Source organism: Microbacterium sp. SL75, from assembly GCF_026625865.1.
GTDB lineage: Bacteria > Actinomycetota > Actinomycetes > Actinomycetales > Microbacteriaceae > Microbacterium.
The window spans coordinates 2940398-2966438 of the sequence record NZ_CP113067.1 but is presented as its reverse complement, the minus strand read 5'-3'; the positions used below and the strand labels follow the sequence as shown (position 1 = coordinate 2966438).

At 69.2% G+C, this 26041-nt stretch carries 28 protein-coding genes, 2 tRNA genes and 1 pseudogene; 16 read left to right on the top strand and 15 right to left on the bottom strand.

Annotation, left to right across the window (positions count from 1 at the left end; all coding sequences use genetic code 11):
- Positions 1-47 precede the first annotated feature (47 nt).
- The 5 genes from pepN to OVA17_RS14035 all read left to right on the top strand — a co-directional run bounded on the left by pepN (position 48) and on the right by OVA17_RS14035 (position 6195).
- Positions 48-2597 carry an aminopeptidase N gene (gene pepN, locus OVA17_RS14055; RefSeq protein WP_267787147.1) on the top strand — a complete coding sequence of 850 codons (2550 nt, stop codon included), beginning with the start codon at positions 48-50 and terminating at the stop codon, positions 2595-2597.
- Positions 2598-2729: 132 nt separating this feature from the next.
- Positions 2730-3641 (top strand): ABC transporter ATP-binding protein, encoded by a 912-nt coding sequence (locus tag OVA17_RS14050; RefSeq protein WP_267787146.1) that lies wholly within the window; start codon positions 2730-2732, stop codon positions 3639-3641.
- Positions 3638-4438 carry an ABC transporter permease subunit gene (locus tag OVA17_RS14045; RefSeq protein WP_267787145.1) on the top strand — a complete coding sequence of 267 codons (801 nt, stop codon included), beginning with the start codon at positions 3638-3640 and terminating at the stop codon, positions 4436-4438. The genes OVA17_RS14050 and OVA17_RS14045 overlap by 4 nt, the downstream gene beginning before the upstream one ends.
- Positions 4439-4504: 66 nt before the next feature.
- Positions 4505-5749, top strand: a complete 1245-nt coding sequence (locus tag OVA17_RS14040) for a mechanosensitive ion channel family protein (protein WP_267787144.1) — start codon at positions 4505-4507, stop codon at positions 5747-5749.
- Positions 5746-6195: a globin gene (locus tag OVA17_RS14035; protein WP_267787143.1), complete on the top strand. Its 450-nt coding sequence runs from the start codon at positions 5746-5748 to the stop codon at positions 6193-6195. Before OVA17_RS14040 ends, OVA17_RS14035 begins: the two co-directional genes overlap by 4 nt.
- Here OVA17_RS14035 and OVA17_RS14030 read toward each other — a convergent pair whose 3' ends face one another.
- Positions 6196-7032: a cation-transporting ATPase gene (locus OVA17_RS14030; RefSeq protein WP_267787142.1), complete on the bottom strand. Its 837-nt coding sequence runs from the start codon at positions 7030-7032 to the stop codon at positions 6196-6198. It abuts the gene before it with no gap.
- A gap of 171 nt (positions 7033-7203) precedes the next feature.
- Positions 7204-7872, bottom strand: coding sequence for a hypothetical protein (locus OVA17_RS14025; RefSeq protein WP_210074759.1), 669 nt, complete (start codon positions 7870-7872; stop codon positions 7204-7206).
- 53 nt (positions 7873-7925) lie between these two features.
- Between OVA17_RS14025 and OVA17_RS14020 the strand changes: the two genes are divergently transcribed.
- A complete protein-coding gene (locus OVA17_RS14020) occupies positions 7926-8795 on the top strand; it encodes an acyl-CoA thioesterase (protein WP_267787141.1) in 870 nt (289 codons plus the stop codon).
- A 136-nt stretch (positions 8796-8931) separates the two neighbouring features.
- On the opposite strand, the gene OVA17_RS14015 is transcribed toward OVA17_RS14020, so the two are convergent.
- The 4 genes from OVA17_RS14015 to OVA17_RS14000 all read right to left on the bottom strand — a co-directional run bounded on the left by OVA17_RS14015 (position 8932) and on the right by OVA17_RS14000 (position 12328).
- Positions 8932-9459, bottom strand: coding sequence for an acyl-CoA thioesterase (locus OVA17_RS14015; protein WP_267787140.1), 528 nt, complete (start codon positions 9457-9459; stop codon positions 8932-8934).
- A 10-nt stretch (positions 9460-9469) separates the two neighbouring features.
- On the bottom strand, positions 9470-11149 hold the full coding sequence (gene ettA, locus OVA17_RS14010) for an energy-dependent translational throttle protein EttA (protein ID WP_210074755.1): 1680 nt from the start codon (positions 11147-11149) through the stop codon (positions 9470-9472).
- A gap of 56 nt (positions 11150-11205) precedes the next feature.
- Positions 11206-11703 (bottom strand): DUF6993 domain-containing protein, encoded by a 498-nt coding sequence (locus tag OVA17_RS14005; protein WP_267787139.1) that lies wholly within the window; start codon positions 11701-11703, stop codon positions 11206-11208.
- A gap of 91 nt (positions 11704-11794) precedes the next feature.
- The gene (locus OVA17_RS14000; RefSeq protein WP_267787138.1) at positions 11795-12328 is read right to left on the bottom strand and encodes a single-stranded DNA-binding protein; all 534 of its coding nucleotides are present in this window, start codon (positions 12326-12328) and stop codon (positions 11795-11797) included.
- 205 nt (positions 12329-12533) lie between these two features.
- On the opposite strand from OVA17_RS14000, the gene OVA17_RS13995 reads away from it, so the two are divergent.
- On the top strand, positions 12534-12791 hold the full coding sequence (locus OVA17_RS13995) for a hypothetical protein (RefSeq protein ID WP_210074748.1): 258 nt from the start codon (positions 12534-12536) through the stop codon (positions 12789-12791).
- Between the two features lie 52 nt (positions 12792-12843).
- On the opposite strand, the gene OVA17_RS13990 is transcribed toward OVA17_RS13995, so the two are convergent.
- Complete coding sequence (locus OVA17_RS13990; protein ID WP_267787137.1) at positions 12844-14262, bottom strand: PLP-dependent aminotransferase family protein; 1419 nt, start codon at positions 14260-14262, stop codon at positions 12844-12846.
- Between the two features lie 61 nt (positions 14263-14323).
- On the opposite strand from OVA17_RS13990, the gene OVA17_RS13985 reads away from it, so the two are divergent.
- Positions 14324-14932, top strand: a complete 609-nt coding sequence (locus OVA17_RS13985; protein ID WP_267787136.1) for a YczE/YyaS/YitT family protein — start codon at positions 14324-14326, stop codon at positions 14930-14932.
- Positions 14933-14974: 42 nt separating this feature from the next.
- Here the strand turns inward: OVA17_RS13985 and OVA17_RS13980 are convergent, their stop codons facing one another.
- A complete protein-coding gene (locus OVA17_RS13980; protein ID WP_210074742.1) occupies positions 14975-15184 on the bottom strand; it encodes a methyltransferase in 210 nt (69 codons plus the stop codon).
- A gap of 101 nt (positions 15185-15285) precedes the next feature.
- On the opposite strand from OVA17_RS13980, the gene OVA17_RS13975 reads away from it, so the two are divergent.
- From OVA17_RS13975 to OVA17_RS13950, 6 genes are all read left to right on the top strand, one after another.
- A tRNA-Arg gene (locus tag OVA17_RS13975) sits at positions 15286-15361 on the top strand.
- A 35-nt stretch (positions 15362-15396) separates the two neighbouring features.
- Entirely contained in the window at positions 15397-16023 is a 627-nt protein-coding gene (orn, locus tag OVA17_RS13970) for an oligoribonuclease (protein WP_267787135.1), read from the top strand.
- Between the two features lie 36 nt (positions 16024-16059).
- Positions 16060-16135, top strand: a tRNA-His gene (locus tag OVA17_RS13965).
- A 178-nt stretch (positions 16136-16313) separates the two neighbouring features.
- A complete protein-coding gene (locus tag OVA17_RS13960) occupies positions 16314-16655 on the top strand; it encodes a metallopeptidase family protein (protein WP_267789405.1) in 342 nt (113 codons plus the stop codon).
- The gene (gene clpS / locus OVA17_RS13955; protein WP_267787134.1) at positions 16655-16954 is read left to right on the top strand and encodes an ATP-dependent Clp protease adapter ClpS; all 300 of its coding nucleotides are present in this window, start codon (positions 16655-16657) and stop codon (positions 16952-16954) included. The genes OVA17_RS13960 and clpS overlap by 1 nt, the downstream gene beginning before the upstream one ends.
- Positions 16951-17433 carry a DUF2017 family protein gene (locus OVA17_RS13950; RefSeq protein WP_267787133.1) on the top strand — a complete coding sequence of 161 codons (483 nt, stop codon included), beginning with the start codon at positions 16951-16953 and terminating at the stop codon, positions 17431-17433. The genes clpS and OVA17_RS13950 overlap by 4 nt, the downstream gene beginning before the upstream one ends.
- Positions 17434-17553: 120 nt before the next feature.
- On the opposite strand, the gene OVA17_RS13945 is transcribed toward OVA17_RS13950, so the two are convergent.
- The 7 genes from OVA17_RS13945 to gatC all read right to left on the bottom strand — a co-directional run bounded on the left by OVA17_RS13945 (position 17554) and on the right by gatC (position 23627).
- Entirely contained in the window at positions 17554-17901 is a 348-nt protein-coding gene (locus OVA17_RS13945; RefSeq protein WP_267787132.1) for a hypothetical protein, read from the bottom strand.
- 25 nt (positions 17902-17926) lie between these two features.
- Entirely contained in the window at positions 17927-18451 is a 525-nt protein-coding gene (locus OVA17_RS13940; RefSeq protein ID WP_267787131.1) for a hypothetical protein, read from the bottom strand.
- A 43-nt stretch (positions 18452-18494) separates the two neighbouring features.
- On the bottom strand, positions 18495-18815 hold the full coding sequence (locus OVA17_RS13935) for a hypothetical protein (protein ID WP_246078284.1): 321 nt from the start codon (positions 18813-18815) through the stop codon (positions 18495-18497).
- 101 nt (positions 18816-18916) lie between these two features.
- Positions 18917-20173 (bottom strand): DNA polymerase IV, encoded by a 1257-nt coding sequence (gene dinB / locus OVA17_RS13930; protein WP_267787130.1) that lies wholly within the window; start codon positions 20171-20173, stop codon positions 18917-18919.
- Positions 20174-20293: 120 nt separating this feature from the next.
- Positions 20294-21811, bottom strand: coding sequence for an Asp-tRNA(Asn)/Glu-tRNA(Gln) amidotransferase subunit GatB (gatB, locus tag OVA17_RS13925; RefSeq protein WP_267787129.1), 1518 nt, complete (start codon positions 21809-21811; stop codon positions 20294-20296).
- Positions 21811-23331, bottom strand: a complete 1521-nt coding sequence (gatA, locus tag OVA17_RS13920) for an Asp-tRNA(Asn)/Glu-tRNA(Gln) amidotransferase subunit GatA (protein ID WP_267787128.1) — start codon at positions 23329-23331, stop codon at positions 21811-21813. Before gatA ends, gatB begins: the two co-directional genes overlap by 1 nt.
- On the bottom strand, positions 23328-23627 hold the full coding sequence (gene gatC, locus OVA17_RS13915; RefSeq protein ID WP_056230955.1) for an Asp-tRNA(Asn)/Glu-tRNA(Gln) amidotransferase subunit GatC: 300 nt from the start codon (positions 23625-23627) through the stop codon (positions 23328-23330). The genes gatA and gatC overlap by 4 nt, the downstream gene beginning before the upstream one ends.
- A 73-nt stretch (positions 23628-23700) precedes the next feature.
- Here gatC and OVA17_RS13910 point away from each other — a divergent pair.
- Both OVA17_RS13910 and OVA17_RS13905 read left to right on the top strand, forming a co-directional pair.
- A pseudogene (locus OVA17_RS13910) lies at positions 23701-25381 on the top strand (long-chain-fatty-acid--CoA ligase).
- 131 nt (positions 25382-25512) lie between these two features.
- Positions 25513-26013: a hypothetical protein gene (locus OVA17_RS13905; RefSeq protein WP_267787127.1), complete on the top strand. Its 501-nt coding sequence runs from the start codon at positions 25513-25515 to the stop codon at positions 26011-26013.
- Positions 26014-26041: the final 28 nt, after the last annotated feature.

Genomic DNA, 26041 nt, shown 5'->3' with positions numbered 1-26041 from the left:
ACCGCGTCACCCGCGACAATTCCACCCAGATCCCCGGGAGTACGCCAGTGCCAGGAGAGAACCTCACCCGCATCGAAGCGCAGGAGCGCCGCGCGATCGTCGACACGCATTCCTACGATGTGCAGCTCGACCTCACCCGCGGTGAAGAGGTGTTCTCCTCCCGCACCGTCGTGTCCTTCGCCGCTACCGAGGGGTCGTCGACCTTCATCGACCTCGTCGCGCGCACGGTGCACTCGGTGACGCTCAACGGCCGTTCGCTCGACCCCGCCACGGTGTTCGCCGATTCGCGCATCGCGCTCGACGACCTCGCCGCGCAGAACGAACTCGTCGTCGAGGCCGACTGCGAGTACACCAACACCGGTGAAGGCCTGCACCGCTTCGTCGACCCCGTCGACGGCGAGGTGTATCTCTACTCGCAGTTCGAGGTGCCCGATTCGCGCCGTATGTACACGGTGTTCGAGCAGCCCGACCTCAAGGCCGAGTTCACCTTCTCGGTCACCGCCCCCGCGCGCTGGAAGGTCGTCTCGAACTCGCCGACCCCCGACCCGGTCCCCGTGTCCGACGACACCGCCCGCTGGGACTTCCCCGCGACCCCGCGCATCTCCTCGTACATCACCGCCCTCGTCGCCGGCCCCTATGAGGCCACCTACAGCGAGCTCACCAGCGCCGACGGCCGCGTCATCCCGCTCGGCGTGTTCGCCCGCAAGAGCCTGTGGCAGTACCTGGATGCCGACTACGTCTTCGAGAAGACCCGTCAGGGATTCGCCTACTTCGAGGACAAGTTCGGCTTCCCCTACCCCTTCGCGAAGTACGACCAGCTCTTCGTGCCCGAGTTCAATGCCGGCGCGATGGAGAACGCGGGCGCGGTGACCTTCACCGAGACCTACGTCTTCCGCAGCAAGGTGACCGACGCCGTCAAGGAGCGCCGCGTCGTCACGATCCTGCATGAGCTCGCGCACATGTGGTTCGGCGACCTGGTCACCATGAAGTGGTGGAACGACCTCTGGCTGAACGAGTCGTTCGCCGAGTGGGCGTCCACCATCGCCACCGCCGAGGCCACCGAGTGGGAGGCCGCATGGACGACCTTCAACGCGATGGAGAAGACCTGGGCCTACCGTCAGGACCAGCTGCCCTCGACCCACCCGGTCGTCGCCGAGATCAACGACCTCGAAGACGTGCAGGTGAACTTCGACGGCATCACGTACGCCAAGGGCGGTTCGGTGCTCAAGCAGCTCGCCGCGTGGGTGGGCATCGAGCAGTTCTTCGCCGGTGTCGCCGCGTACTTCCAGAAGCACCAGTGGTCCAACACCGAGGTCGGCGACCTGCTCGTCGAGCTCGAGGCCACCAGCGGTCGCGACCTGGGCGACTGGTCGAAGAAGTGGCTCGAGACGGCGGGCGTCAACACCCTCGCCCCGCTCATCGAAGAGGGCCCCGACGGCACGATCACGCGTTTCGCCATCGTGCAGACCGCCCCGGCGGACTACCCGACGATTCGTCCGCACCGCCTCGGAGTCGGTTTCTACTCGCTGAACGACGCGGGGGCGCTCGAGCGCGTGCACCGGGTCGAGATCGACGTCGACGGGGACCGTACCGAGGTCGCGGAGCTGCGCGGCATCCGTCGCCCCGATCTCGTGCTGCTCAACGATGACGACCTCGCCTACGCGAAGATCCGCCTCGACGAGCGTTCGCTGGCCACGGCCATCGCGCACCTGAAGGACATCTCCGACCCCCTCGCACGCTCGCTCGTCTGGGGCGCGGCGTGGGATCAGACCCGGGATGCCGAGTCCTCCGCGACCGACTACCTCGACCTCGTCCTGCAGAACATCGGCTCCGAGACCGAGTCGACCACCGTGCGCACGACCCTCGGTCAGCTGCAGCTCGCCGCCAACTCCTACGTCGCCCCGACGACCCGCGAGGCCGCGCGCGAGCGCGTCGCCGACGGGCTCTGGGCACTCGCGCAGGCGGCGGAGGCCGGCAGCGACAGCCAGCTGCAGTTCGTCACCGCCTTCGCCTCGGCCGCCACCACCCCGGCGCACGCCGAGACGGTGCGGGCCCTGCGCGAGGGCGACAGGACGCTCGAGGGCCTCGAGATCGACACCGACCTGTCGTGGCAGCTGTTGGTGTCGCTCGCCTCCGCGGGTGCCGCAACCGCCGCTGACATCGACGAAGCCCGCGCCGCCGACAACACCGCCAAGGGCGGCGAGTTTGCGGCCATGGCCAAGGCGTCGCTGCCCTCGCACGCGGCGAAGCAGGAGGCCTGGGACTCGCTCATCGAGCGCACCGACGCCCCCAACACGATCGTTCGCTCTACGGCTGCCGGCTTCACGAACCCGGCGACGGTCGATGTGCTCGCCGATTTCGTCGAGCCGTACTTCGCGATGCTGCTGCCCATCTGGGAGTCGCGCAGCTACCAGATCGCGAACTACCTGATCGTGGGGCTGTACCCGGCCGCGCTGGCGAACACGGCTCTGCGTGACGCGACGCGCGCATGGCTGTCGCAGAACGCCGACGCCGCGCCCGCGCTGCGTCGCCTCGTCGGTGAGAACCTCGCCGGTGTCGAGCGCGCGCTGGCCGTGCAGGAGCGCGACGCAGCCTGAGCGTCCGCCCCGATCGAATGCCCTCTCCCTCCGGGGAGGGGGCATTCGTCGTTCTCGGGATCATCCTCGCGACGGCGCGAGTCATCCTTTCGAGGGACGCGGTGGCTGAGGCGTGCTTCATAGCGTGGAGGCATGATCGTTGCAGAGAACCTCACCAAGCGATACGGCGACAAGACCGCCGTCGACGGCATCTCGTTCACGGTGGCCCCGGGCCGGGTGACCGGCTTCCTCGGACCGAACGGTGCGGGTAAGTCGACGACGATGCGCATGATCGTGGGGCTCGACCGCCCCACCGCGGGACGCGTCACCGTGGGCGGCCAGGACTACCGTCAGCTGCGCTCCCCCCTCACCGAGGTCGGCGTGCTGCTGGATGCGAAGGCCGTCCACACCGGCCGATCGGCGCGCAACCACCTTCGCGCGATGGCCGCCACGCACGGCATCGGTGCGCAGCGCGTCGACGAGGTCATCGAGCTCACCGGTATCGGCACCGTCGCCGGAAAGCGCGCAGGCGGATTCTCGCTCGGCATGGGCCAGCGGCTCGGGATCGCAGCGGCCCTGCTCGGCGACCCGCACACGCTCATCCTCGACGAGCCGGTCAACGGCCTCGACCCCGAGGGAGTGCGCTGGGTGCGCCAGTTCGTGCGGCACCTCGCCGCCGAGGGTCGCACGGTGCTGCTGTCGAGCCACCTGATGAGCGAGATGTCGCAGACCGCGGATCACGTGATCGTCCTCGGTCGCGGCCGCGTGCTCGCCGACGCGCCCCTGCCCGAACTCGTGCGCACCTGGACCACGACCACACTGCTCGTGCGCTCTCCTCGCCTGGGCGAGCTCGTCACCGCCCTCGAGATCCCGGATGCCACCATCTCGGCCGTCGAACCGGGCGCGGCCCAGATCACCGGGATCACCCCCGAGACCGTCGGCGACATCGCCGCAGCCCACGGCATCCCCCTCTACGAGCTCAGCCCGCGCGTCGGATCTCTCGAAGACGCCTACCTCGCCCTCACCGACGACTCCGTCGAGTACAAGACCAAGGAGATCGCATGACCGCTCTCGCCGCCGCTCCCCGCCGGGCCACCCACACCACCGGACACCGTCTGAGCTTCGCCCACCTCCTCCGGAGCGAGGCGATCAAGATCCTCACCCTGCGCTCGACGTGGTGGTCGCTCGGGGTCACGGCCGCCTTGTCCGTCGGCATCTCGCTCTTGATCGCCCTGGCCACCAGCGGCATGGGTGGGAGCATGGCGCCAACCAACGTCATCCTGGCGCCCACCCAGTTCACGATGCTCGTCGCCGGCATCCTGGGCGCGATCGTGGTGACCGGGGAGTACTCCACCGGGATGATCCGGTCGACGCTCACCGCCCAGCCGCGCCGGGGCGCCGTGCTGCTGGCGAAGGCGATCGTCGTGGCTCTCACCATGATGGGGACCACGGTGGTCATCTACGCCGTCGCGATCGCGGCCACCGCTCCCCTGTCGGGCACCAGCATCGATTGGGCGCGCCCGGCCGATTCCCTCGTCCCACTGGCCCTCGGCGTGCTGTCGATGGCCTGCTTCACCCTCATGGGCGTCGGATTCGGATTCCTGCTGCGTAGCGGCGCCGGCGCGATCGCCGTGACCGTGGGGGTGCTCTTCGTCCTGCCGATCATGCTCAGCCTGTTCTCGATCGCCGGTCCGGACTGGATGTGGGTCGTCGAGGCCGGCAAGTACCTCCCGGTCAGCGCGGCGGGCTCCCTCACGCAGCCCGGTGCCCAAGACCTCCTCGAGCCCGCCCTCACGATGGCCGGCTGGGTCGTGGGCCCGCTGCTGCTGGGGTGGGTCGCCCTGCGCTCGCGCGACGCCTGAGCGTCGTCCACACGGATGCCTCGACGCTCAGCCGGCGCCGAGGCATCCGTCGTTAGGCTGAAGCCGATGTTCGTTCTCGCCGAAAACCCCGAACCGACCCCGTCGCCCTCGATCACGTCGCCGAGCGATCTCGCCAACCCGGACACGTGGGGCTGGATCGGCGGCCAGCTGCTGAGCTTCGGCGGCACGCTGCTGCAGATCCTCGGGATCATCGTGGGTGTGGCCGTGGGTGCCTGGCTGCTTCGCCTGATCATTCGGCGCGTGGTCGATCGCATCGTCAACGGGGCCAAGAGCAAGGCGCGTGTGGACGACACGCAAGCCCTCGATCGCTCTCCGCTCAACGCGGTGCGCCTCGTGCAGCGCACGCGCACGCTCGGCACGATCCTGCAGAACATCGTGAACGTCATCCTCGTGATCGTCGCCCTCGTCTGGATCGCCAGCATCGTCGCTCCGAACGCCCTCGCCTCGCTGACCCTGCTCACCGCGGCGATCGGCGCCGGTCTCGGCTTCGGCGCGCAGAACATCGTCAAAGACGTCCTCAACGGGATCTTCATCGTCGCCGAAGACCAAATCGGCATCGGCGACGTCGTCGATCTCGGACTCGCGACGGGCATTGTCGAGTTCGTCAGCGTCCGCATCACCCACGTCCGCGACGTCAACGGCACGCTCTGGTACGTCCGCAACGGCGAGATCACCCGCATCGGCAACATGTCGCAGGGCTGGTCCCGCGTCATCATCGACCTCGCCGTGCCCGTGGACGCCGATATCGACGACGTCGAGAAGGCCATGCTCACCGCGGCGAAGACGATGGCGAAAGAGACGAAGTGGCGCTCGCGCATCATCGAGCAGCCCGAGATCTGGGGCCTCGAATCCATCAGCGGCGATGCCCTCGTCATCCGGCTCGTGATGAAGACACGCTCGAGCGCGAAGGACGACGTGGCCCGAGAGCTGCGCGCGCGTCTGAAGAAGGCGATCGACGCGATGGGCATCGCCCTCCCGCAGCTGAACTCGATCGTTCTGACAGGCGCCGAGGGCGCACAGAGCGTGCGCGGCGCACACCCGCCCAAGACCAAGGAGACCCAGGTCACCGTCGGCGCGAGCCGGCCCATCTGGCGGCCCCGCCGCAGCAAGCTGGACGTGTCCGAGATCGTGGAGGATCATGCGGCGGACACTTCGACATCCAAGGTGAAGAAGAAGACCGTCCGCGACGACACGCCCACCGCCGTAGTGGACCTGCCTCCCGCCCCCGGAGCCGACACGCCCAAGCCCACGCCCCCGGCCGTGCGCGCCGACGACAAGGACCAGACATGACCGAGCCTGTGAACTTCTACGACCAGGTCGGGGGCATGGACACCTTCCGTCGATTGGTCGATGCGTTCTACCGCGGGGTCGCCTCGGACGAGGTACTGAAGCCGATGTACCCCGAGGAGGACCTCGGCCCTGCAGCCGAGCGGCTGACCCTGTTCCTCGCGCAGTACTGGGGTGGCCCGACCACCTACGGTGAGACGCGCGGGCACCCGCGCCTGCGGATGCGCCATATGCCCTTCCACGTCGACCCCGACGCCCGCGACCGGTGGCTGCGGCACATGCGCACGGCCGTCGACGAGATCGCCCTGCCGCCCGCGTTCGAAGCACCCCTGTGGGACTACCTCGAACGGGCGGCCTACGCGATGGTCAACACCTTCGAGTCACGCGGTATCGGCCCGCAGCAAGGCGGGCGACCCGATACCGGGCTCCCGGTCCGCGCGATCGACTGATCACCGCCCGAGGAAGTCTCCGAATCCGGGGATGTCGAGGTTGGACAGCCCCTCACCGAAGCCGCTGATCTGCTCACCCGCTCCCGAGACGGCGTCCTGTGCGCCTCCCGCCCACTCGCCGATCCCCGTGCCCTCCGCGAGCGAGGTGAGATCGACTCCGGATGCCATGGCCTCCAGGTCGACGCCCTCCGCGAGTCCCGTGAAGTCGACGCCCAGCTGCCCGGCCTGAGCCAGCAGCGGGCCGGCGACGGCGCTGACGACCGCGCCGCCGGCCACTGCGGCCAGCAGTCCCCCGGCCCCCACGATGCCGGCACCGACGAGGCCTCCGCGCCCGGCCTTGGCCAACAGCCCCGACATGCGTCCGGGCCGCGCGGCCTCCGCCCGAGCAGCGGTGCGCGCGAGATCATCGGCGGCGTCGGTGCGGGGACGCTCGTGGGGAGCCAGATCGGCATCCATCCGCTCCTTCACCAGCGCGCGTTGGGCCGGGGTGAGGCGGGCGAAGGCCTCACGGTGCATCTGCTCCACCCGATCGGGCTCGGCCGTGCGCACGAGGTAGTCGTAACGGGCGATTGCCGCGCGGTCCTCGGTCGACAGCGTGGATGACGTACGAGAAGAGGCCGGCGGGGCGTAACGGCCCTGCGACGCGGGCGGGGCATAGCCGTTCGGCGCCGCCGCGTGCGGGGGATTCGTGCGGCGATCGCCCGTGACCGCGTCAGCCGCCGAGCGCACCATGTCGCGCCAGTCCTTGCCGCCGGCGGCGCCCGGCGTGCGCTGCGACGACGAGGCCTTGCCCGCAGCCTTGGAAGCGAGATCGAACAGACGGGAGAACGAGACCATGGAGGAACCTCTCGACGGGCGGCACGCGGCCGCGACGTCAAGGTCTCCTCCGCCCTTACGGACCGACGTACCCGGAATCCAACCGTGGACTCGTGATGACGGATACGCCGCGACGGGAGTACTCCCCTTGCTGTTCTTCAGCGTAATGACGCCAGCTGTGCGCTTGCTGGATCAGCTGCCCGTCGCGCGGACGGCGGTGAGTCCGGAACGCACCGGCCCGCGCACCAGCACGTGGCCACGCGCGAGGCTCACGCGCGTCCAGGCGCCGCTGCGACGCACGGGGGCTTCTTCGGACCCGGCGATGAAACCCAGGGCGAAAGCCGCGAAGGCCGTACCCAGCGGCAGTCCGCCGAGAGCGTCGTCGGGCTGACCCCACACCTGAGCCCGCACGAGCCGCACGACGTCTTCACCCGCGTCGGCGGGGAGCGCGTCGGCGACGGCGGCGACGCCGTACTGGGCTCGGGATGCCAGAACGGCCGCGTCGACGGCATCCGTCTGTTCCCACCCTCCGCGAGGGGGCGAGATGCCGGCCCAGGCGGGAGACGTCGCGGTCTCGGGCAGCACGACGGCGGAGGCGTCGTCGGGAGCGGGAAGCAGGGCCGAGGCGTCGACGACCACGTCGCATTCGAGCTCGGGGTCGATGGCCGACACGCGAAGGCCCAGGACCGTCGGGGTCGCATCGAGCAGCCCCCGCGGGGCGAGCGGTGCGGCCGTCGCGACGAGTACTCCCCCGTCGGCGCGCAGTCGCACGGTGCCGTCACCGAGGCGGATCGTTCGGGCGGCGAAAGTGAGCAGGTCGGCTGCCGCCTGCGGGTCGGGGAACAACAGGCGCGCGGACACCCGCCCTAAACTATCAAGCGGTGCGGGTTCATCGCGCCGGAACGGGAGTCAGTGTGTCCGAGGCCATCGATCCCGTGGCGTCGCTGCTCGCCGTGCTCGACCTGCGCGACGCGGGAGCGCGCACGACCGAAGACATCTTCACGGGGGTGTCGCAGCCCATGCCGACCGGGCGCGTCTATGGCGGACAAGTTCTCGCACAGACGGTCGTGGCCGCCTCGCGAACCCTCCCGCCCGAGCGATCCGTGCACTCGATGCACGGCTACTTCCTTCGCCCCGGGGATCCGACGGACGGGATCACCTTCTCTGTCGATCGCATCCACGACGGTCGTTCCTTCTCGACCCGGCGGACCCAGGCGTTCCAGTCGGGTGTGCCCATCTTCTCGATGATCGCGTCGTTCCAGGACGAGGACCCGGGTCTCGAGCACTTCGAGCCGATGCCCGGCGGCATCCCGCAGCCCGAGGACGCCCCCGTCCTCGACGTCGACGCCCTGCACCCGGTCAGCCGACGGATCTTCTCAGAGAGCCCTGTCGATGTCCGGCACGTGACCTCGCCGCTGTATGCGTCTGCGGACGGTCCGCAGGTTCCGCGACAGGCGGTGTGGATGAAGCTGCGTCGGGCGATCACCGACGACCCGGCCGTTCACCGCGCCGCTCTCGCGTACCTGAGCGACCTCACGATCCAGGAGTCGATCATGCGCGCGCACGGCGTGGCGTGGAACGCCCCCGGGCTCAAGGTCGCGAGCCTGGACCACGCGATGTGGTGGCACCGCCCCGGCCGTGTCGACGACTGGTTGCTGTACGTGCAGGAGTCCCCCAACGCCCGCGGTGGCCGCGGTCTCGCGACGGGCAGGATCTACACGCGCGACGGCGCCCTGTTGGCCAGTGTCGCGCAAGAGGTCATGGTGCGCGTCCCGCGAGACTGATCCCGGATGCCGGCACCCCGGCGACTGCGTTCGCGAGGCGAGGCTCGAGGCCGGCGGTGCGTCGCACCCGCCGAGAACCGGGAGATCGCCGATGGAGAACAGCGGGCGAGCTCGAAGCTCTGGGGCGATGTCGGCGTCAGCCGCGTGAGGAACGGCGGCGGTACTCGATCGGGTCTCCGGTGTACGGCGCCCAGGCCGCACGCTCCGCCTCGGTCCAGCGGGTCGGCCGACCGGTCGCCGTGTCGACGAGCACCGTCACAGCGGTGGCCCGGGCGTAGAGAACGCGCTCGGCGTCTCCGACGGGGCTGTAGACCTCGTAGCAGATGTCGGCGCTGGAGCCGCCCATCGCACCGATCCACATCCGCACGTCGAGGGGACGCTGGCTGTAGGGCACGGGACGCAGGTACTCGATCTCTTGACGCGCGATCAGCGTGGCCCGGTCGCCGCCGCTCTCGAGCACGTCCATGTCGAACACCGCCGTCGGCAGGGGCTCGCCTTCGCCGTCGCTGAACCAGAAGGCGCGCAGGCGCGCCTCTTCGAGCAGCTTCAGCATCGAGGTGTTGTTGACATGCCCGAGCGCATCGAGATCGCCCCACCGGAGGTGGATCGGCACGTGCACCCGCGAGGGCCCGGCAGCGGCCGGACCCTCGTCGGGAGTGCTCATGGCGGAATCGTCAGTCACGCGTGAGCTTGCGGTAGGAGGAACGCGACGGATTGGCCGCATCGGCGCCGAGGCGTTCGATCTTGTTGGCCTCGTACGCCTCGAAGTTGCCCTCGAACCAGTGCCACTGGTCGGGGTGATCCTCGGTGCCCTCGTAGGCGAGGATGTGCGTGGCGATGCGGTCGAGGAACCACCGGTCGTGCGTGATGACCACGGCGCAACCGGGGAACTCGAGAAGGGCGTTCTCGAGCGAGCTCAGGGTTTCGACATCGAGGTCGTTGGTGGGCTCGTCGAGGAGCAGCAGGTTGCCGCCCTCCTTGAGCGTCATGGCGAGGTTCAGGCGGTTGCGCTCACCGCCGGAGAGCACTCCGGCCTTCTTCTGCTGGTCGGGTCCCTTGAATCCGAACTTCGACACGTAGGCGCGCGACGGGATCTCCGTCTTGCCGACGGTGATGATGTCGAGTCCGTCGGAGACGACCTCCCACAGAGTCTTCTCGGGGTCGATCGCGGCGCGGGACTGGTCGACGTAGCTGATCTTGACCGTTTCGCCGATCTTGAGCGAACCACCGTCGAGCGGCTCGAGACCCACGATCGTCTTGAAGAGCGTGGTCTTTCCCACACCGTTCGGGCCGATGACACCGACGATGCCGTTCGGGGGCAGGTTGAAGCTGAGGTTGCTGATGAGCGAGCGGTCACCGAAGCTCTTCTCGAGCTTCTTGGCGTCGATGACGATGCCGCCGAGACGCGGACCCGCGGGGATCTGGATCTCGTCGAAGTCCAACTTGCGCGTGCGCTCGGCCTCGGCCGCCATCTCCTCGTAACGAGCCAGGCGCGCCTTCGACTTGACCTGGCGGCCCTTGGCGTTGGAGCGCACCCACTCCAGCTCCTCTTTGAGGCGCTTGGCGAGTTTGGCGTCCTTCTTGCCCTGGACCTCGAGGCGCTGACCCTTCTTCTCGAGGTACGTCGAGTAGTTGCCCTCGTAGGGGTACAGGTGACCGCGGTCGACCTCGGCGATCCACTCCGCGACGTTGTCGAGGAAGTACCGGTCGTGGGTGATCGCGATGACCGCGCCCTTGTAAGCCTTCAAGTGCTGCTCGAGCCACAGCACGCTCTCGGCGTCGAGGTGGTTGGTGGGCTCGTCGAGAAGCAGCAGGTCGGGCTTCTGCAGCAGGAGCTTCGCGAGCGCGACACGACGACGCTCTCCACCGGAGAGCGGAACGACGGAGGCGTCGGCCGGCGGGGTGCGCAGGGCGTCCATCGCCTGGGCGAGCTGCGAGTCGAGATCCCAGCCGTCGGCTGCGTCGATCTCTTCCTGCAGCGTGCCCATCTCGGCGAGGAGTGCGTCGAAGTCGGCGTCCGGATCGGCCATGAGGGCCGAGATCTCGTTGAAGCGATCGAGTTTGGGCTTGATCGCCACGCCGTCCTGGATGTTCTCCAGCACGGTCTTGGTGTCGTCGAGCTCGGGCTCCTGCATGAGGATCCCGACGGTGAAGCCCGGGCTGAGCCGCGCTTCTCCGTTGGACGGGACGTCGAGCCCGGCCATGATCTTCAGGATCGTCGACTTACCCGCACCGTTCGGTCCGACCATGCCGATCTTGGCACCGGGCAGGAACGACATCGTGACGTCGTCGAGAATCAGCTTGTCGCCCACAGACTTGCGAGCGCGGACCATGGAGTAGATGTATTCCGCCATAACCCTCTCAGTCTAGGGGCGATGGGACATTCCGCTGACGTGCCGTCAGCCCTGCGTCACCAGTCGATCGCCCTCGTCTGGCCGATCAGGCACCCGCCGGACGACAGGCCAGGCAGCACCGCGGTGACGGGGTTGCCGATCGAGGGACCGACTTGGCCGACGAGACACTGGTCGCTGAGCCGGACCGAGAACTCGATGCTCTCCGCGGGGTTGCCGACGGTCGTCTGGTCGGCAGTGACCTGCATCGCTGCCTTGTCGAAGCCCGCCGCCGCCAGGGCGTCGATGTAGGCGCGTCCGGCGACCTGGTTCGGCCCCGACCAGACGCCGCGGACGACCTGCGTGAAGAACGGCAGGTTCTCTGCCGCCGTTCCCCCCGCGACCAGCGTCGGCGTCGCGGCGGCCGTGGGGGTCGAAGAAGGCGTGTCGACGACGGAGGCGGACGGTTCCGTCGTCTCGACGGGACCGGGGGTGGGCGACTGGCCGGTGCAGCCCGCGAGGCCCAGCACCGCGACGAGGGTCAGGGCGGCGAGGGGACGACCGAGAAGGCGAGACACGCGACCGAGTCTACGTACCCTCCCGCGCTGCTCCTGGCTGCCGCACGCGGACGTGCGTGGCCCCGGCCCCGCGCCGCCTCGAAGACCCGCGTCAGAACGGACCGCTCGACCCCGCCTCCGACGACGAACCGCCGTCGGCCGGGGCCGCACCCGCACCGGCCATCTCGAGGCCGGGTGCACCCTCGTCTGCTCCACCGGGAATCGCCCAGGCCTCCTCCGCCGACGGATCCGCCGCCTCATCCCCTGTCGCGGCGGGGGATCCCGGCGCTTTGGCCGCCTTCTCGAAGCGCGTAGTGCCCCAGCGCAGATCATGGCCGATGGCGTCGGCCACCACGTCTGCGCTGATGCCGCGTTTGACCTCGTTCTCCCACTCGCGCAGACGCAAGCGACCGGTCAGAACGACCCGCTGGCCCTTTCTGAGCGAGTGCAGTGCGTGTGCCCCCAGGTCACCGAACGCGGAGACGTTGTAGTAGTTCGTGTGACCGTCCACCCACTCCCCCCGCTCGCGGTCGAGCTTGCGCTCTCCGACTGCGAGGCGGAACGCCGCGATGGGACCTCCCCCGCGCGTGGAGCGCTGCTCCAGTTCTCCGACGATGTTGCCCACCAGGGTGATGTGATCGCTCATGTTCGTGGTTCCTCTCGACGTGGTGTGCGCTCCGGCATCCGTGTGCCCGACGGATGCCGGAGCCAGGCCCAGAATGACCGGACCGGGCCGGTCCTTCGAGGCGGTTCCGCAACTTTGTGGAGGGATCGGGCGGTTTCTCACCTGGGGAGGAGGCACTCACTCGCTCGCCCCGGTCAATGTCGGAGGTTGGTTCTACCGTCGTCGCATGAGCACGGCACTGTGGAACGATCTCGCTCCGGCCCCGCGTCCGGCCGGGTGGGGAGCGGCGACGCATGTCGCCGCGGGCCTGTGGCGCATCGCCGATCCGCGCGGCATCGTGGTCGGCCACATCCGCGCGATCGCCGCCGACGGGGGCTGGCGATACGCCGCGGAGCGGTTTCACACCGCTTCCGGAAGCTTCCGGCGCCTCGGAGAGTTCTGGTCCTCCGCAGACGCTGTCGAGTGCCTCCGTTACCTGCGCTGAGGCCCGGGGCCGGGTTCAGGACGCAGCTCCTCGCGCGAAGTCATATCGGGGCTCACACCACGGTCGCGAAGTCTGTGCGCGAGGGAATCGCGCCTCCCCCGCGGACGTCGTCCCATGCCTCGCGCAGAAGAGCGACAGCCCGCTGCAGGGTCGACGGAGCCGCGGTGAACGGGACGCGCAATCGTCGGTCATGCCCCCCTTCGACCGCGAACCGCGACCCCGCCGACAAGGCCAGTCCGCGCGCACGCGCGGACATGACCAATGGAGTGCTGAGCGGCTCGCCGATCCCCACCCACAGCGACACGCCGCCGTGCACGTCGGGGACGTCCCACTCGGGGAACACCCGCCGCAGTTCTGGAACGAGGCAGTCGCGACCGGCTCGCAGGAGCGTCCCACGCTGCGCCGCGATCTCACCGAGACGAGGAATCAGCCGGGCGGCGACGGCCTGTTCGAGCTCGGGGGTGCCCAGATCGTGCACGGGGCGACCACTCGCCAGTCGACGCACGATGTCGGGCGCCGCGCGTACCCATCCGATACGCAATCCGCCCCACACCGTCTTGCCGAGGGATCCGACACGGATGACGCGCTCATCGTCCGTGAAGGGCGCCGGGCCGACTGCGCGGTCGATGCCCAGCTGGGCGGTGGTCTCGTCGATCACCAGCAGCGTGCCGACCGAACGCGCGCCGATGAGAAACGCCTCGGTCTCCGCGGCGGTCATCGTCCTGCCGGTCGGGTTGTGGAAATCCGGCATGAGATAGGCCAGCGAAGGCAGGGCTCGCGCGAACGTCTGCTCCGCTCGCTCCAGATCCCACCCCTGAGCGGGCGAGACGGGCACCCCCACGAGGCGGGCGCCGACACGGCGGAAGGCTTCGGCGGCGTGCGGGTAGGTGGGAGTCTCGATCATGACCCGATCCGCCCGGTGGAGCAGGACCGAGGCAATCAGATGGATGGCGCTCTGAGCGCCCGTGGTCACCAGGATCTGATCGGGCGAGGTCGAGAACCCCCGATCGCGATAGTGCTCGGCGATCGCCTGGCGCAGCCCGAGATCGCCGACGACGTCGTAGCCGATCCGCGCGACGAGCGCGGGGGCGTCTTGAACGACCTCGGCCATGACGCCCGGCAGACCGGGCCACGCCGCCGGGCTCGCCTGCTGCAGGTCGATCGTTTCGGCATCGAGCTCGTGACGGCCGGGGTCGGTGCGGCGCAGGGGCAGGGTCACGCTGCCGCTGCCGCGAAGGCTTTCGATGTGCCCGGTATCGCGAAGGCTCTGATAGGCGGCCGCCACCGTCGTCCGGCTCACCCCGAGCGCTGCGGCGAGCTCGCGCTCGGCGGGGAGCGCGGTGGCGGGAGCGAGCCGGTTGTCCAGACAGAGCAGGCGAACCCCATCGGCGAGGGCCTCGTACGCCGGGCCCTTGCCTCGCCATCCGCCGAGAGACGAGGCGAGCGTCCTAGCCGATACGCGCGAGTCCATGCGGCCACCATAGTCGAATTGGCATCCTTCCCAAAAGCCAATCGCATGATTGGATCTGTCCATGCCTTCTCGGATCGCCCGCCTCCTCGTCGGACTCGTGTTGTACGGCCTCGGCTGTGCCGTCACCGTCGCCGCCGGCCTGGGCGTCGACCCCTGGACCGTGTTCGCGCAGGGCCTCTCCCGCGTCACCGGGATCGGGATCGGCTGGATCACGAACATCGTCGGAGTGGGCGTCCTGCTCCTGTGGATCCCGCTGCGTCAGAAGCCGGGTGTCGGAACCGTGGCCAACATCCTGCTGGTGGGCACGAGCCTTCAGCTGGCACTGGGGTTCCTCCCCCACCCCGACGCATTCTGGCTCCAGGCGCTCATGCTGGTCGCCGGGGTCGTGCTGGTGGCCGTGGCATCCGGGCTCTACATCGGAGCCCACTTCGGACCCGGCCCCAGAGACGGGCTCATGACGGGCATGAACCTGCGCTTCGGCTGGCCCATCTGGGCCTGCCGGCTCGGGGTCGAGGGATCCGTGCTGACTCTGGGGTGGCTCCTCGGCGGCACCGTGGGAATCGGTACCGTCGTGTTCGCCCTGGGCATCGGACCGCTGGTCCACCTCGCTCTGCCCCTGTTCGCCACGCCGAAGCCCGTGAGTCGTCCGCGCGCCGTGGCGAACGCCTGAGTCAGCGCGGGGAAAAGCCCTGCGCGACCGGGCCGGCCGCCCTCAGTGCTCGCGGAACTCCGGCCGCTCGCTCCCGGGCTTCAGGTGGGAGTGCACCGCGTTCTTCGCGATCTCCATCGAGGGGTACACCCCCAACGGGGCGTCTTTACCCGCCATGTGGACGCGATAGCCGTCTGCATCCTTCTGGATCTTGCCCACGACTCCGTTGGGCCCGTAGGCCACCCAGATTCGTCGTGTCGCTGTCTCGGACATGAGCGCTCCTTTGCTCTCGATGCCCGGAATGTACCGCCGCCCCGACGGACGCGCCAGGGGCTGGCGCGGCGTGGCGGGACCGGGCGATATCCTGGGTTCGACCCCCAGTAGCTCAGTGGATAGAGCAGCGGCCTTCTAATCCGCCGGTCACACGTTCGAATCGTGTCTGGGGGACCAGAACCGGTGCCGGAACCCCTCACTAGGATGTGGGAATGGTAAACGCCTCCGAGAACGACCGGCTCGTCTGGATCGACTGCGAGATGACGGGCCTCGACCTCGGCGTCGACGAGCTGGTCGAGATCGCGGTCGTCATCACCGATTTCGAGCTGAACGTGCTCGACCCGGGCTTCCAGATCGTCATCAAGCCCGACGACTCCGCTCTCGCCAACATGGGCGAGTTCGTCACCGAGATGCACCGCTCCTCCGGGCTTCTCGACGAGATCCCGAACGGTGTGAGCCTGGCGGATGCCGAGTTCCAGACCCTCGAGTACATCCAGCGCTTCGCACCGGTCGAGGGCAAAGCCCCCCTCGCGGGCAACACGATCGGCACGGATCGCATGTTCTTGGCGAAGTACATGCCGCGGGTCGATCGCTGGCTGCACTACCGCAATGTCGATGTGTCCAGCATCAAGGAGTTGTCGCGCCGCTGGTACCCGCGCGCCTACTTCCAGGCCCCGGCGAAGAACGGCGGGCACCGCGCGCTGGCCGACATTCGCGAATCGATCCGCGAACTCGCCTACTACCGTGCAGCGGTCTTCGTGCCGCAGCCCGGTCCGACGAGCGAAGAGGCCAAGGCCGTCTCGGCCACGGCCGTGTCGTCGTTCGCGCTGGACGTATGACATAATCGTTCAGTTGTCTGCTTCGGCAGGCACATGGTGGCTATAGCTCAGTCGGTAGAGCACCGCGTTGTGGTCGCGGGGGTCGCGGGTTCAAGTCCCGTTAGCCACCCCATTCCCGAAGGCCCGGCAGAGCATCGCTCGCCGGGCCTTCGTCATCCGAACCCCGCACTCCCCCGCGCCGTAGAATCGACGAAGGATGCCACGGCAAGCCGCCGGCATCCCTCAGACGGCTCGAGACCCCCGGGAGGCCCGCCGTGAACGACGATGTCGACGCGCGCCCGACGCTCGAGATGGACGCAGCGTCGTTCGAGAAGCTCGTGATCGATGAGCTGGACCAGCTGCCCGACGACATGGTCGACGGTCTGGACAACGTGATCTTCGTCGTCGAAGACCGCCCGGAGGACGGGTCTCTCGATCTGCTCGGCCTGTACGACGGCTGGGCGCTCACCGAGCGCGAGAGGTACGGGGTCGGCGAACTCCCCGACCGGATCATCGTCTACCGCGAGCCTCACCTCGCCGCGTGCGACGACGAGACCCAGCTGCGCGATGAGATCCACACCACTCTGGTCCACGAGATCGCACACTTCTACGGCATCGACGACGAGCGCCTGCACGAGCTGGGGTGGGCGTGATGGCGGGCCTGGCCACTCCCGATCTCGACGTCGATCTCGACACGAGCCTCGCTGCCGCACCGCCGGCGTCGTGGCAGACGGTCGTGTGGAACGACCCCGTCAACCTCATGAGCTACGTCACGCACATCTTCCGCACGTACTTCGGGTTCGACGCCCCCACCGCGAACAGACTCATGCTCGCGGTTCACCACGACGGTCACGCGGTCGTGGCTCGCGGTCCCCGCGAGGTGATGGAAGCGCACGTGCAGGCGATGCACGACTTCGGCCTGTGGGCCACGCTCAGGAAGGACCCCGCGTGAACGAGCGAATCGTCGTGCTGGAGATCAGCGGACTCGAAGCCCTGCACCTGGCCGGCATCGTCGGACAGTTCCGCGACCTCCTGGCGGACTCCCGCTCCGAAGCCGACCCCGCCATCGAGCGTCTGCTTCCCGACGCCTACCCCGACGACGCCGACGCGAGCCGTGAGTTCCGCCGCCTCACGGGCGAGGACCTCCTGGAGCGCCGATCCCAGGACGTCGCGACGGTGCTGCACACGCTCGGTCTGGACGGGGCCGACCTCGACCCCGAGAGCGACCCGGACGCGGCGATCGCCGTGGCCCTCGGCGAAACGGAGGCGCTCGCCTGGATGCGGACCCTCTCGGCGCTGCGGCTGGTCATGGCGACCCGTCTCGGCATCCAGAACGACGACGACCACGACTCGGATGATCCCCGGTTCGGCGTGTACGACTGGATCGGCTACCGACTGGACGGGCTCATCGGCGCCCTCGGCAGGGCCTGACGCGATAGGTCGTCAGTCGCCGCGCCCGCGGGGCCGTTCCGGTGTCCCTGGCGGGCAGGCGACGGCGGACGTCGTGACGCGATCCGTCGCCACGACGTACTCCCGGCACGCTCGAACCCATTAGGCGCCCGTCAGCCCCAGCAGGTCGGAACCTTCCTCGAAGCGGTACGAAGCCACCACGAAGGTATCGCCCTTCTGCGACAGCAGCACGAGATCGAACGGGAAGAGGTCCCCCAGCTCCGTTGCGGCGCGGGCGAGGAACGCCGCCGCCTCGCGAGAGGGATGGTCCGAGACCCGAACCAACGAGCGCAGGTGATCGAGCACCGTCTCATCTGCGAAGGCGGCCGCGGACCTGTCCCCCTCGCGCTGGAGCGGGCGGGGAGGCTCTGAAACCGCCCGAGAGGTGATCGACGCCACCACGACGATCGTCGCGAACGCGGCGAACCACAGACGTCTCTTCCCGCTCACCGGCATCCCCACTCGCCACCAATGATCAGGGAATGGACAGGACGAGGTCGGCGAGGCCCGCCGGGTCGTGAGCTGCGAGGTGGCGGTCCTCCTGGGCGGCCCACCGGGCCCAATGCGGACGGTAGGTGTCGCCATCTCGCCCGAGGGCGCGCGCCTTGCGCGACGGGAGCGGCGCATCGACCCACACCGAGACGTCGGCGAGGCGGGCGACCTCGGGCGTCAGGAGTCCTGCCCCTTCCACGACGAGCGGCAACGAAGGATCGACGGCGTACGGCTCCGCGCGCGAGCCGGTCTCCCAGTCCCATCTCTCCCATACGCCGACGAGACCACGAGCGTGCGGCGACAGGATCGTCTGCCGTGCGTACTCGACGCCGGCGGCGAGCCCGTCCCACCCGGGATACACATCGTCGAGCGCGACCAGTTGCACGCGCCCGCGCCCGGGCCACGCCGCAACGAGCCGTCGGGCCAGAGAGCTCTTCCCCGCCCCGCTACGGCCGTCGAGGGCGACGACCGGATTCGCGGCCCCGACCGCGACGATATGCGCTCTCACCGCCCCGAGGGCCGCCGTGAGAGCGTCGTCGACCGGGTCTGCGCTACTTCTTGAGAGCGCGGATGACACGGCTGAGGGCACGGCCTGCTACCCACACGAACGGGATGCCGACGGCCAAGAGCGAGACGAGGTTCGGGTCGAACCGCAGATCGTCGCCACGACGGATGTAGGCGCCGAGCGGAAGGGTGTAACCGCCCCCGCCACCGCCGCCGTTCCCCTGCTCGTCGGAGCCGCCGCCGTACCCGGCCCAGACGAGGGCGACGGGGACGATGCGCACACCGTCGACGTCCTGCTGCTCGCCATAGGCGGAGGTGACGCCGAAGCTCGTGGCCTGCTTGCCGAGTTCCAATGCGATGTTGGGCATGAGCCCACCGTAGCGGCCCGCCGGCGACCGGCCCAGGGTGTTGCATACGGCGTCCGGCCGTGCACCAGAAGCCGACGGAGCGCTCCACGACAGGTGGCGGTTCAGTGATCGTACGACGGGCGGGCATTCGTCGGCAGCGCTCCCCCTCCGCGCGACGGCCCCAGAAGCGATCCCCGTGTCACCGCCCCCCGACCGAAGCGCGCCGTGGCACCGTCGAGGGCGCCTTCGACGCGGCGCCACTCGGCGTCGTCATCCCACAGGGTTGCGGCCATCACCGCGGGCTTCAGCTTCTCTCCACGGACTCCGACGAGGCGCACGGCCTGCCGGCGCTCGAGCCCGTCGAAGAGCTCGATCGCCGCGTCGCCGATGCGCTGGCCGACCGATGTCGGCTCCTTCAGCGTGCGCGAACGGCTGAGGGTCGTGAAGTCCGAGAAGCGCACCTTGATCGAGATCGTCGACGCCTCATACTGCTGCCCGCGAAGACGCGCCCCGACCCGATCGGCCAGCCGTCGCAGCTCGACGTGCAACAGGCGCGTGTCGGAGATGTCGGTGTGGAACGTCTCTTCGTGCCCGATGCTCTTCTCGGTGCGGCCCGTGTGCACCTCGCGAGCGTCGATCCCGCGCGAGAGGTGCCAGATCCGCTCCCCCATCGCCGCACCGAGGACCTGGTCGAGCGCGTGCCGCGGGGTGTCGAGGACGTCGGAGACAAGACGGATGCCGCGCGATTCGAGTGCTTCGGCGGCCTTCGGCCCGACGCCCCACAGCGCCCGCACCGACCGAGGGCGAAGGAACGCCTCGGTGTCGGCGGCCGCGACGACCAGCAGTCCGTCGGGCTTCGAGATCGTCGAGGCCATCTTGGCGACGTGTTTGGTCGCGGCGACACCGATACTGCAGGTGAGCCCCGTCTCGGCCTTCACCCGCGCGCGAAGGTCGCGGGCGATCGTGCCGGGACTCCCCCAGAGTCGTCTCGCGCCGCGGACGTCGAGAAAGGCCTCGTCGATCGAGAGCGGCTCGACCAGCGGCGTAACGTCGTGGAAGATCCCCATGACCTGTCGCGACATCTCTGTGTACCGGTGATACGGCGGATTCACGACGATCGCCGTCGGGCACAGTCGCAGCGCGATGGCCACCGGCATCGCCGACTTGACGCCGTATCGGCGCGCTTCGTACGAGGCGCTCGAGACGACACCGCGCCCCTCGGAGCCGCCGATGATCAGCGGCTTCCCCGCGAGCGACGGATCGTCGAGGACCGCGACGGAAGCGAAGAACGCGTCCATGTCGACGTGCAGAATACCCGCACCCGTGTCGTCGGCGTCGGGGCGCGAGACGATGCGTCCCGTCCCATCACCTCGTCCCATGGCATCCATTCTCTCCCGGACCTCCGACATCGGATCCGGCCCCGCAGAGGGAACTCCGCGAACGACGGATGCCACGACCCCGAGCCGTACGAGACGGCCGAGGTCGTGGCATCCGGAGTCCTACTGCGCGGCGGCGCGCTCCAGGACGAGCTCGCGCACGCGCGCGGCGTCGGCCTGGCCCTTCATCGCCTTCATGACCGCGCCGATGACGGCGCCGGCGGCCTGAACCTTGCCGTCACGGATCTTCGCGAGTACGTCGGGCTGAGCCGCCAGGGCATCGTCGATCGCCGCGATGAGCGCTCCGTCATCCGAGACGACGGCGAGACCGCGGGCGTCGACGACCTCCTGCGGGGTGCCCTCGCCGGCGATGACACCCTCGAGCACCTGGCGCGCCAGCTTGTCGGTGAGGGTCCCGGCGTCGATCAGCTTCTGCAGGGCGGCGACGTTCTCGGGCGATACGAGATCGGCGGCGTCGCGCTCCTGCGCGTTGGCGACGCGGGTGATCTCCCCCGTCCACCACTTGCGGGCAGAAGCCGGCGCAGCACCCGCGGCGATCGTGTCGGCCACCGCGTCGAGCAGTCCGCCGTTGGCGACGTCCTGGAACTCGAGGTCGGTGAAGCCCCACTCGGCCTTGAGCCGGCGACGACGTGCCGCCGGCGGCTCCGGCAGTGCGGCGCGCAGCTCCTCGATCAGCTCGGGAGCGGGCACGACCGGCAGCAGGTCTGGCTCGGGGAAGTAACGGTAGTCGTCGGCATCCGACTTCGGACGACCCGGCGAGGTGCGACCCGTGTCCTCGTGCCAGTGACGCGTCTCTTGCGTGATGGTGCCGCCCTTGGCGAGGATCGCCGCCTGACGCTGGATCTCGTAGCGCACCGCACGCTCCACCGAACGCATCGAGTTGACGTTCTTCGTCTCGGTGCGCGTGCCCAGCTTCTCCTGGCCGCGGGGGCGCAACGAGACGTTGGCGTCGCAGCGGAGGTTCCCGCGCTCGAGCTTGGCCTCGGAGATACCCAGACCGCGCACGATGTCGCGGATGGTCGCGACGTACGCCTTCGCCAGAGCGGGAGCGGCGTGCTCGGCGCCGAAGATCGGCTTGGTGACGATCTCGACGAGGGGGACGCCCGCGCGGTTGTAGTCGACCAGCGAGTACTCGGCGCCCTGGATGCGACCGGTCGCGCCGCCCATGTGGGTCAGCTTGCCCGCGTCTTCTTCCATGTGCGCACGCTCGATGGGCACGGTCACGATGGTGCCGTCTTCGAGTTCGACCTCGACCGAGCCCTCGAAGGCGATCGGCTCGTCGTACTGGGAGATCTGATAGTTCTTACCGAGATCGGGATAGAAGTAGTTCTTCCGCGCGAACCGGCTCGACGCAGCGATAGAGCACCCCAGCGCCAGGCCCAGGCTGATCGACGAGCGGATCGCCTCGGCGTTCACCACGGGAAGGGCTCCGGGAAGACCCATGTCGACCGGCGCGACGAGCGTGTTCGGCTCGGCACCGTGGTTGGCCTCGTTCGCGGGGTTGGGTGCGGCCGAGAACATCTTCGTAGCCGTGTTCAGCTCGACGTGCACCTCGAAGCCGAGGACGGGCTCGAACATCTCGAGCGCCTCGTCGAAGTCCATGAGTGCGTCTTTCGCCATCAGAGCGACGCTCCGTTCGTGAGGGAAGGGGCTTTGTCGAGCAGCGGTCCGCCCCATTGGTCGACGAGCAGCGCTTCGAGCGCCGCACCGACGCGGTACAGACGCGCGTCCTCGCGAGCGGGGGCGAGGAACTGGATGCCGACGGGCAGGCCGTCTTCGGCGGCGAGACCGCTCGGCACCGAGATGCCGGGGACTCCCGCGAGGTTCGCGGGGATCGTCGTCACGTCGTTCAGGTACATCTGCAGCGGGTCGTCGATCTTCTCGCCCAGTCGGAAGGCCGTGGTCGGTGCCGACGGCGTCGCGATCACGTCGACCTGCGCGAAAGCGGCGTCGAAGTCCTGCTGGATGAGCGTGCGGACCTTCTGCGCGCTGCCGTAGTAGGCGTCGTAGTAGCCCGCGGACAGGGCGTAGGTGCCCAGGATGATGCGACGCTTGACCTCGGGGCCGAAGCCCGCGTCTCGCGTGAGCGCCATGACGTTCTCGACGGTGGCTGCCCCCTGCGGGTTCACCCGCATCCCGAAGCGCACCGAGTCGAACTTCGCGAGGTTGCTCGAGGCTTCGGCGGGGAGGATGAGGTAATACGCGGCGACGCCGTACTCGAAGTGCGGGGCGCTGATGTCGACGATCTCGGCGCCCTGCGCCTCCATGGCCGCCAGCGACGAGCGGAACGAGTCGGACACGCCCTTCTGGAAGCCGCGGTCGTCGAGTTCGCGGATGACGCCGACCTTGAGGCCCTTGAGGACCTCTCCGGTCGCGCCCTCGCGGGCGGCGGCGGCGAACGACGGCCACGCGTCGGAGAGCGAGGTCGAATCGTTCGCGTCGTGCCCGCCGATGACGTCGTGCAGAAGCCCCGCATCGAGCACGGTGCGTGTGACGGGCCCCACCTGATCGAGGCTGGATGCCAGGGCGATCGCGCCGTAACGGCTCACGCCGCCGTAGGTCGGCTTCACTCCCACGGTGCCCGTGACGTGCGCCGGCTGGCGGATCGAGCCGCCGGTGTCGGAGCCGAGGGCCAGCGGCGCCTCGAAAGCGGCGACGGCCGCAGCCGACCCGCCGCCGGAGCCGCCGGGGATGCGGTCGAGATCCCAGGGGTTGCGGGTGGGACCGTAGGCCGAGAACTCGGTGGACGAGCCCATCGCGAACTCGTCCATGTTCGTCTTGCCGAGGGGTACGAGACCGGCGGCGCGCGAGCGCGCGACGACGGTCGCGTCGTACGGCGACATGTACCCCTCGAGGATCTTCGACCCGCTCGTGGAGGGCATGTCAGTGGTCACGAGCACGTCCTTGACGGCGAGTGGGACGCCCGCGAGCTCGTGGAGCTGCTCGCCCGCCGCGCGACGGCGGTCGATGTCGGCGGCCACCTCGAGGGCGTGATCGCTCACGTGCAGGAAGGCGTGCACGTCGCCGTCGACGGCGGCGATGCGGTCGAGGTGCGCTCGCGTGGCCTCGACGCTCGACACCTCGGACGAGGCGAGCTTGGCGGCCAGGTCGGCCGCGGTCAGGCGGGTGAGGTCGGTCACTGCTCTTCTCCCAGGATCGCGGTCACACGGAAACGGCCGTCGGCCTGGTCGGGAGCGTTCTGGAGCACCTGCTCGCGCGTGAGCTGCTGCTGCACGACATCGGGGCGGAAGACGTTCTCGAGCGGGATCGGGTGGCTCGTCGCGACGACCTCGGGGGTCGCCACCTCGGACACCTTCGCGATGTTGTCGACGATGGCATCCAGCTGACCGGTGAGGCTCTGGACCTCCTCGTCGCTCAACTGGATCCGGGCGAGCACACCGAGATGGCGCACGAGATCAGGAGTGATTTCAGACACCCGGCAAGTCTAGTTCGCGCGCGGTGCCGCGCCCGCCTCGACCCCGCCGCGTACGCGCCCATAGGCTGGCGGGGTGACGAGCTTCGATCCGCCGCGCCCCTGGACCTCGAGCTATGCCGCGGGGGTGCCCGAAGACCTGGCGCCCCAGGGCGGGTCGCTCGTCGACATCGTCGACGCCTCGGTGCGGGATTACCCCGACGCCCCGGCCCTGCAGTTCTTCGGCCGTGAGACCTCCTACGCCGAGATGTCCGACCAGATCGCCCGCGTCGCCAGTGCTCTCGCAGAGCGCGGCGTCAAGGCGGGGGATCCGGTCGCCCTCGTATTGCCGAACTGCCCGCAGCACATCGTGGCGTTCTACGCCGTGCTGCGACTGGGTGCGGTCGTGGGTCGAGCACAATCCGCTCTACACGCCGCGGGAGCTCCGCAAGCAGTTCGAGGACCACGGCGCGAAGCACGCCATCGTGTGGAGCAAGGTCGTCGCGACCGTGCAGGAATTTCCCGCAGATCTGAAGGTCGACACGCTCGTCTCGGTCGATGTGACCACCGCCATGCCGCTGCGCACCCGACTCGCCCTGCGTCTGCCGATCGCCAGGGCACGCGAGGCCCGTGCCGCCCTGACGACGAAGACCCAGGATGCCGACCGCTGGGCCGACCTGACACGCCACCAGCCCCTTCCCGAGACGCACCCTCGGCCGGGCTCGACGGATCTGGCGATCATCCAGTACACGAGCGGCACGACCGGGACCCCCAAGGGGGCGATGCTCACCCACGCGAACCTCCTCGCCAACGCCGCGCAAGCACGGGCCTGGGTACCGCAGATCGTGCGCGGCGAGGGCTGCGTCGTCTACGCGGTGCTGCCGATGTTCCACGCCTACGGCCTGACGTTGTGCCTGACTTTCGCGATGTCGATGGGCGCGCGTCTCGTGCTGTTCCCGAAGTTCGACCCCGACCTCGTGCTCGAGGTCACGAAGAAGCACCCCGCGACGTTCCTTCCGCTGGTGCCACCGATCGCCGAGCGCCTGCTCGCGGCCGCGAACGAGAAGGGGGTGTCCCTCACCGGCACGGATGTCGCGATCTCGGGGGCCATGGCGCTCCCGCACTCCCTGGTCGTCCCCTTCGAGCAGGCCACCGGCGGGTTCCTCGTCGAGGGTTACGGGTTGAGCGAGTGCTCCCCCGTGCTCATGGCCAATCCCGTGGCCGACAACCGGGTCGCGGGCACCGTCGGCCTGCCCCTTCCCGGCACCGAGTGCCGCGTGGTCGACCCCGACGATCCCCGCACGGACGTCGAGCGCGGAGAACTGCTCGTGCGCGGTCCGCAGGTCTTCTCCGGCTACTACGGCAAACCCGAAGAGACCGAGGCGGTCTTCGTCGACGGGTGGTTCCGCACCGGAGACATCGTCACGATCGACGACGGCGGGTTCGTCCGGATCGTCGACCGCATCAAGGAGCTCATCATCACGGGCGGCTTCAACGTCGCCCCCACCGAGGTCGAGAACGTGCTGCGTCAGCACCCCTCTGTCGTGGATGTCGCGGTCGTCGGCGTGCCGAGCGAGCACTCGGGCGAAGAGGTCATCGCCGCGGTGGTGCCGTCGTCGCCGGGCGAGTTCGACGGCGAGGCGGTGCGGGCGTTCGCCCGCGGCATCCTGACGCCGTACAAGGTGCCGAAGCGGATCGTCGTGGTCGACGAACTCCCCCGCTCCCTCATCGGCAAGGTGCTCCGGCGCCAGGTGCGCGACAGGCTCCTCGAGGGCTGAGGACCCGGTCCCTGCTACACCCGAGCTCGTCGCGCAAGGGCAGGGGTCGAATTGGCATGGCCGGCCACGGGGTCGATACGGTGGGCGAATCCGGGCCGTGTCGTGCCCGGGTGTGACCTTGGGGGAATCACATGATCATCAAGCGCACTCCGTTCGCTCTCGTCGCAGCCTCTGCGCTGCTCCTACTCGCCGGCTGCTCGGGCGGCGCGTCGAACACCGCCGAGTCGAGCGACAACAGCTCGAACGACGGCGGTACCACCACCACGCAGGAGACCACGGCGCCCGCAACGCCCGCCGCTCCCGCGGGCGACCAGTCGAAGGCGGAGGCCTGCGACATCGTCCGCGAGCAGTTCCAGGCGGTCAGCGGTGCGGGCAGCACGGTCGACAGTTCCGACCCGCAGGCGACGCTCACGGCGTTCAAGCAGCTCGCATCCGACGTCGGCACCCAGTTCTCGTCGATCACCAATGAAGAGATCGCGCCCGCGGCGCAGAAGGCCAGCGGTGCGCTCAGCAACTACGCCGCGTACCTCGAGACCGTCGTCGCGGACCCGTCGAAGGCCAGCGGGCTGAGCGACCAGATCAGCACTCTGCAGTCGAGCTTCACCGAGGCTGCAACGGCCTGCGCCGGCTGACGCCGGACACGACCGAGCAGAGAGGGCG